The 6,695-nt window shown below is 50.1% G+C and carries 8 protein-coding genes; 4 read left to right on the top strand and 4 right to left on the bottom strand.

What is annotated here, in order from left to right; genetic code table 11:
- Nucleotides 1–167: 167 nt before the first annotated feature.
- On the bottom strand, nt 168–419 hold the full coding sequence (locus C7J97_RS14415) for a DUF6061 family protein (protein ID WP_015538116.1): 252 nt from the start codon (nt 417–419) through the stop codon (nt 168–170).
- Between the two features lie 483 nt (nt 420–902).
- On the opposite strand from C7J97_RS14415, the gene C7J97_RS14410 reads away from it, so the two are divergent.
- Complete coding sequence (locus C7J97_RS14410; protein ID WP_097772698.1) at nt 903–1,151, top strand: DUF6061 family protein; 249 nt, start codon at nt 903–905, stop codon at nt 1,149–1,151.
- A 121-nt stretch (nt 1,152–1,272) separates the two neighbouring features.
- Here C7J97_RS14410 and C7J97_RS14405 read toward each other — a convergent pair whose 3' ends face one another.
- The 3 genes from C7J97_RS14405 to C7J97_RS14395 all read right to left on the bottom strand — a co-directional run bounded on the left by C7J97_RS14405 (nt 1,273) and on the right by C7J97_RS14395 (nt 3,425).
- Nucleotides 1,273–1,749, bottom strand: a complete 477-nt coding sequence (locus C7J97_RS14405) for a putative periplasmic lipoprotein (RefSeq protein WP_113993368.1) — start codon at nt 1,747–1,749, stop codon at nt 1,273–1,275.
- Between the two features lie 196 nt (nt 1,750–1,945).
- Entirely contained in the window at nt 1,946–2,611 is a 666-nt protein-coding gene (locus C7J97_RS14400) for a sigma-70 family RNA polymerase sigma factor (protein ID WP_113993369.1), read from the bottom strand.
- Nucleotides 2,595–3,425 carry a helix-turn-helix domain-containing protein gene (locus C7J97_RS14395; RefSeq protein WP_113993371.1) on the bottom strand — a complete coding sequence of 277 codons (831 nt, stop codon included), beginning with the start codon at nt 3,423–3,425 and terminating at the stop codon, nt 2,595–2,597. Before C7J97_RS14395 ends, C7J97_RS14400 begins: the two co-directional genes overlap by 17 nt.
- 684 nt (nt 3,426–4,109) lie before the next feature.
- On the opposite strand from C7J97_RS14395, the gene C7J97_RS14385 reads away from it, so the two are divergent.
- From C7J97_RS14385 to C7J97_RS14375, 3 genes are all read left to right on the top strand, one after another.
- Nucleotides 4,110–5,375, top strand: a complete 1,266-nt coding sequence (locus tag C7J97_RS14385) for a plasmid recombination protein (RefSeq protein ID WP_113993373.1) — start codon at nt 4,110–4,112, stop codon at nt 5,373–5,375.
- A 42-nt stretch (nt 5,376–5,417) separates the two neighbouring features.
- Complete coding sequence (locus tag C7J97_RS14380) at nt 5,418–5,732, top strand: helix-turn-helix domain-containing protein (RefSeq protein WP_097783233.1); 315 nt, start codon at nt 5,418–5,420, stop codon at nt 5,730–5,732.
- Between the two features lie 16 nt (nt 5,733–5,748).
- A partial coding sequence (locus C7J97_RS14375) for a site-specific integrase (RefSeq protein ID WP_113993374.1) occupies nt 5,749–6,695 on the top strand: 947 nt, incomplete at its 3' end.

Raw genomic sequence — 6,695 nt, 5'->3', positions numbered from 1 at the left:
AGGCGTGACCGAAGTCACGCCAAATCTTCCCCATTTCGGGAGCTTTTGCAAATACTGTTTTATGGGAACTCTGCTACGGGGAACGCCCTGTTGTACATATCGTTATCGTATGTGGATTTTGGCAGGGTGTGTCCTATTCAGGGGCGCACCCTGTTTTTGTTTTGCCCTTAATCTTCTAGCCCATGGCTTCCAGCCATATTCTTCAAATATTCCTCCGGGTCACCGTTCAGAATCAAATCGGCATAGCCTAGCGGGTCATTGTAGATGAGGTAGTCCAGTTCTGACCGCTGTGCCATGGTAACATCCAGCGCATCCTCAACTCCGGTGCAGTCGATGGAGATTTTTCTCCCATCCCGGAGCAGCAGTTCCACGCAGCCGGTGTCCATGTTGAATTTGCAGGTTCTTTCATCGTACTTCATATTCGTGTCCTTTCCGCCTTACGGCACTCTCACAGTGGTCTGTCGTGCTTTCTTATGATAAGGTCTAGGACGTTTTTCGATGGAAGCAAGGGATTCGTTCTGTTTTCCAAAGAATACAAAAAATCCGAACCCTTCTCCTATTGGAAAAAAGTTCGGATTTTGTTGTTGTGGTGCACCTCCAGGGACTCGAACCCTGGGCCCACTGATTAAGAGAGCAAGCCGCCGGTTCGTCTCAATTTATGGAAGTTTCGAGTCATCGTTATTTTTGAGCAAAGCAGCGTAGTTTTTCACCCGGCAATTTCTGCACCCTTTGTCGGATTTTGCACCGAGAAGCACCCTCTGCACGTTTTGAAACCGTGCAAAATCCGTGCAGAAACCGTGCACCTACTCTCCGACAAATAATAAATCACCCTATCCCCCACCGACTTGACGGCATTGGTTTGAGTGTCCGCACACCAAAATCAAGTCTAGGAGGATACTACTATGATGAAACTGCTTTCCTGCCTCTACAACATGGACACCAACCGGGTGAAAGCCCGGTTCGCGGATGGCTCCACCGTTGCCATTGACTGCATCGCTATCGAGGACGAGTACGGCAACACCCCGGCACAGCGGGCAGAACTGGACTGGCTGCTCTACAATAAACCATTGGAGTACGCCCAGCTTGTACTAGGTGGTGAGATTGAACATTATCTCTCGCTCGGCCGCGACCATGGCAGATTAGAAGATTGACCTTTAATTAGAATATTCCAAACAGACCAACAGCCCTCTACATGCGATCATTGCAAATAGAGGGCTATCGGTTTGTTAATAGTTATCAATTTTTTCCACAACTTTTGTCGCCTATTTGTTCTTACTCATCTGCTTGAAAAAATTCCTGCTTCGTCCCGATAATATCTTCATAGTTGCTTTGAGTTACTGTGACTTCCAGATGATCTCCCTTATTTTCAATTTCTGCTTTTATATCATTTCCTCTGTCGTCTTTGCCGCTAAAGCTAAGAATCCCTGTTTCAGAATCGTAAGTTCCAATCGCGTTTTCGACATAAAGCAAATGGGTAACGCTATACTCGATCCTATATGTGCCATCATCTTCTTTAGTGATATTCAGAATTTCATCAAAATCATTACTATAATAGCCTTCCTCTGGCATTTGAAAATTCGCAGTATCATTATTGGTTAAATGCTCGTTTGATACTATATCACTAACATTTTTGTTTTCTACTTGTACTGAAGTGCTTTCAGTCGATGGTTCTTTATTTTCCTGAGATTGCCCACATCCAGCTAACCCCAAAGCCATGCATAGCACAAACAGGTAAATTACTTTTTTCATAGCATTCTTCTCCTTTATTCAATCTATTTTTGTCGATTTATTTGTTATCGCATTTTATCATACCATAATTATTAACTTTTCTGCTTAAATAACGAACTTCAAGCCTGATTTATTTCATCTGTCCACAATTTTTTCAAAATCGTATGGTTGCACATAAATTTCCAGAAAACTTGTAGCACAATCACGATTTTTCCATTCAGATATACCACCACGGCAATTCCAGCCACAGGTTATCCATGGCCTGTTTCTCCATCTTTTTTGCACGGCCTTTTGTCAGGTGGAAGTATATCGCCGTACCGATCAAAGGATGTTCCTCACCATCGGTGAAGCCATAGCGGTACAGCAGGTAGGTCTGCTCTCGCTGGGTCAGCCGTTTCAGGCCATCGTACAGTTCCCGGCGCGATTCCTGCTCCTCCATAATGCTCTGTGGCTGCATGGCATAAGGGTCGGCTATGGCTTCGATGCGCCGCAGTTGTTCCTCTCCCGGCAGAACATCGTCCAGCGAAACGCGCTGGTAGCAGATACCGTCCTTGTCCTCCGTTACCATCCGCTGTTCAAAAGCGGTAAAGGCATCCCGTACCATGTCCATCATGGCGTTGCGGATGGCAGGAGCCGCATAGGTCAAGAACTTCATGCCCCGCGCTGCATCGAACTTTGGCACGGCCTTCCACAAGCCCATATTCCCTGCCTGTTTCAAATCGTCCGTGTCAAGGTTCAGGCCGGACTGTGCCAGATTCATGCTGCGGAAAAGGTCATTTGCCACCTTGCCAATAAAGGACTTGTTGTTGTCGATCAGGCTGTCCAGCGCAGTTGCGTCCCCTTTCTGTGCCAGCGCACAAAGCCGTTCATTCGTCTGCTTCATGGGCGTTTTCCTGCTCTGCGGCAGACTGCAAGATTCCCAACAGACCGCTTCGCAGCTGTTCCAGTGCTTCCGGCGTGGCTCCTTCCATACCCGAAACGCTGTCCAACATTGCATCTGTCAACTGCTCTGCCGTAATCGTTGGGTGCTGCACATCCTGCCCCTTGGTCAGTTCATTGAACATCTTCTCGGCCACTTTCTTGCTCATGGCTTCCTGCTCGGCGTAATGGCTCCCGATACCCTTTTTGATTTCCTTGACCGCTGCCATGAAGTACATTTCAATATCATCAAGATCACCTTGATACACCGGCTTTCTCCGAAGGCTGATGTCCTTTGCGGCTTTAGCTGCTGCCGAGGTCTTGACCTTTGTGCGCAGCAGGGTGCTCAATGTCGTGAGCATGGCGTTCTGTGCTGCAATGCCGGATGCAAACGTATCATCAAAATACTGCGCTATGCGGTAAGTAAGCTCTGTAAAGCGAGCGTTTTCCAGCAGCAGATTGACCACCTCTGCATTGACACGCCCTGTGTAGAGGTTCTTTGCGGCTTCTACGGACAAGCCTAACTCGGCAATGTCGTAGTTCTTGCTGTCGGGAATGTTGGTTTCTCCCAGCAGAAAATCCGTGGACACGTTGAACAGCCTTGCAATCCTCAGCACCTGCTCATGGGTCAGGGTTCCCTTTGCACCGCTGATAAAGCGGCTGATGGTACTCTTGGAGCAGCCGATTTCCTTGGCAAGCTCCGGTTGGCTTATGTTGTGCTCTTTCATCAAGTCCGCAAGACGGACGTTGGATGGTGCGGGCAGATATTCCTGTGCCACGTGGTCGGCCCTCCTTTTGGCGTTTTTTCTCATTATAATACGCTCTGCCGTTTTGTTCAATATACGGTTTCCCCTCTGCCCTTGCTGTTGCAAATCTGCAACCAGTAAGGGCTTTTTTCTTTTTCCGTTGCAGTTCTTCCGCTTTTTCGCCTTTCCTGCAAAATTTTCCGTATATTCAGGCAGGAAGCAAAAAACACCAGAGTTCCCACGTTGGGTACTCTGGTGCAGTACATAACATCTACCTGCCCGGTGGCCGCAGGGTGCGCGGTTTTGCAGGCATCGAGCCGCTTGTCCACCCCTGTCCGTAAAAAGTGCATTTTTTTACGGAAGAAGTTCGTACAACCTGTACGGTCTGTACTTGTACGCACCTGTACGGCGAATTGAAGCAAATTAAAACGTGTTATCGTTTATATTTCGCATTTCCGTACGTCGTACAGACCGTACGGGTTATTTGAAGTCCGTACGCAATTTTTTCAGATGCGTACGGAGCGATCAAGTTCGCATTGTGCGAACTTGATTGTAGCTCTCCCGCAGGAGACGTTCCCCCTCGGAGAGTCCTCGAAGAGCCCACTACACTTTGCAGCCCATAGGGATGAAAGTGTTATAGTGGGTTATTACACTTCCGAAGAAGTGCATCTTCGTTCCCCGTCACCTCTCGATGAACCTTGAAAGGAGGGATGCCTTTTGGCAAGAAACGATGGCGTTGACCGCACCAGTGTCCGAAATCTCGCCGTTTCAGACAAAGCCGTTGGCAACACCCAGCAGCACAACGAGCGCGAAAAGGACAGCTATCGGAACCCCGACATTATCCCCCAGCGCACTGCATGGAACGTCTACTTCAAAAAGCCAACCGCCAGCTACACCGACCTATTCGCCCAACTGGAAACCGCTGGTACGATTTCAACGCGCGGCCTGAAGCCGGATGCCACCCATTATTTCGAGCTTGTCTTTGATGTCAACTCGGCCTATTTTGACAATCACGGTGGCTACGAGTTCGCCAAGCAGTTCTATGAGGATGCCTACAAAGCAGCCGTTCAGATCGTGGGTGGTGAGCAGTATATCCTCTCGGCAGTCATGCACGCCGATGAGATCAACCGCGCCATGACCGAAGCATTAGGCCGGGAGGTCTACCACTACCATCTTCATGTGGTCTATGTGCCTGTGGTGGAAAAGCAAATCCTCTGGTCGAAACGCTGCAAGGACAAGGCACTGGTCGGCACCGTCAAGGAGACTGTCATGCAGGTCAGCCGGAGCAAGAAGTGGGCATCCAAGCCCCTGCTGGACGATGCCGGAAAGCCCGTCCTGCAAAAGAACGGCAAACAAGTCCTGAAGAAGTCGTACAGCATCTTGCAGGATGATTTCTTCAACTATATGCGCGCTGCCGGGTACACGGATGTGGAGCGCGGCGAGCGTGGCAGCACCGAAGAACACCTAACCGTCACCCAGTTCAAAGTCCAACGGGAGCAAGAGCGTCTGGGCAGCCTGACCGTCCAGATTGACCAGAAAGAGCAGCACCTCACCCAAACCAACAAAACCCTCTCCAAGACCGAAAAGGAACTTGCCGCTGTGCAGAAAAAGGTCACGCTCACAAAAGAAGCCCTCATTCATGCGCGCGATCTGGATTATATTGGTAAGCGCACCTTTCTCGGCAACTATTCGCTGACCGAAGAAGAGTTTTCCAAGCTGAAAAAGCAAGCCGACCACGGCTATATGATGGATGTGGAGAACCGCCGCCTGAAAGAAGAACTTTCCACCGCCAAGAAAGAGGCCGTTCGTTGGAGCAACAAGTACCACGACCTGTGGTACGACGTGAAACCCTATCTGGATGCTCTCCACCGTGCGCCCGAACTGGTGCGTGGCTTTCTGGAAAAGATTCTTGCCCCCAAGCAGGAGCACACCATGAATGTGCCGCAGCAAAACCGTAAGCGTGGGCAAGATGTAGAACTTTAAGCTGAATTTTTAGATGATATGACAATATAAGGAGCAATGCTTATGGATTTTGACCGTAATTCTATGACCGTCCCTGTGCAATCTTCCGATTATACGAAAAAGTTCTTGCAAAAGGACTCGAATCCCACTACAATGGAAGTGGTCACTCAAACCAATGCCGTCAAGTCTCCGACTGACAGCCCGGCAACCACGAAACTGGTGTACACGGTGGAAGAGATCGCACGAATGCTGGCCATCAGCCTGCGCTCTGCTTACAATCTGTGCAACAGCACTACCGAATTCCGTGTCCTGCGAGTAGGCGGAAGCATCCGTGTGCCGAAGGACAGCTTCGATGCGTGGCTCTACCGGGCAGCTTGATAAGGAGGCAAACAGTATGGCATATATTACGAAGCGCGGCAACTCTTACAGCGTCCGCTACACCTACGAAGATGAACACGGCAAGAGCTGCGACAAATGGGAAAGTTTTCCTACAAAAGAGGAGGCAACGAACCGAAAGAAGCAAATTGAGCACGAACTGGCGGCTGGCACTTTTCTGATCCCGTCCTCGGTGACGGTAGCAGAGTTCCTCATGGATTGGCTGCCCAAGCAGTGCAGCAAGCACAAGTGGGCACCCAAAACCTACGAATCCAACCTTTCCACCATCCAGAACCTTATCGTTCCCTATATTGGCAGCATGGAGATGCAGAAGCTCAAGCCCTACCACATGGAGAACCTCTACACGACCCTGAGCAAAACGCCCTGTGGTTCGTATATCGAGGGCAAGAAGCAGGAACTGACCGAAAAGCAGAAGCAGCGTTTCCTTTCCGGCACAACGATCCATGAGGTGCACCGGCTGCTGGGCACTGCCTTCCAGTATGCCGTAGAGTGGGGCATCCTTGTCAAAAGCCCTGTTCCCGTGGACAGCCCCAAGAAGTCTACGCAGGAGCGCACCATCTGGACGGTAGAGGAAATGAGGGCGGCTCTGGACAGCATGGAGGACCCCATCCTGCATCTGGCAGTCCACCTCACACTGGTGGGCGCACTGCGAGAGGGCGAGATCGTAGGTCTGACCCCGGAAGATCTCGATTTTGATGCCGCAGATGGCATCGGAACCTTCCGTATCAACAAGTCCATGCAGCGGGTGCGGAAAGAAGCCCTAAATCAAGTGGACGATGGCTGCATCATCAAGATATTCCCGGACAAGCTGGAGCGCAGCACCACTTCCCTCATCCTGAAAAGCACCAAAACCGCATCCTCCTGCCGTACCATCTTCATGACCTCTGCACTGAAAGAGGAATTGAAGAAGTGGCTGAATCAGTTGGCGGCAGACGAGATGAAAGA

Source organism: Faecalibacterium prausnitzii (assembly GCF_003324185.1).
In the GTDB taxonomy this organism is placed as follows: domain Bacteria; phylum Bacillota; class Clostridia; order Oscillospirales; family Ruminococcaceae; genus Faecalibacterium; species Faecalibacterium prausnitzii.
Note: the sequence above shows the minus strand (reverse complement) of the source record. Positions and strands in the feature narration are given on the sequence as shown.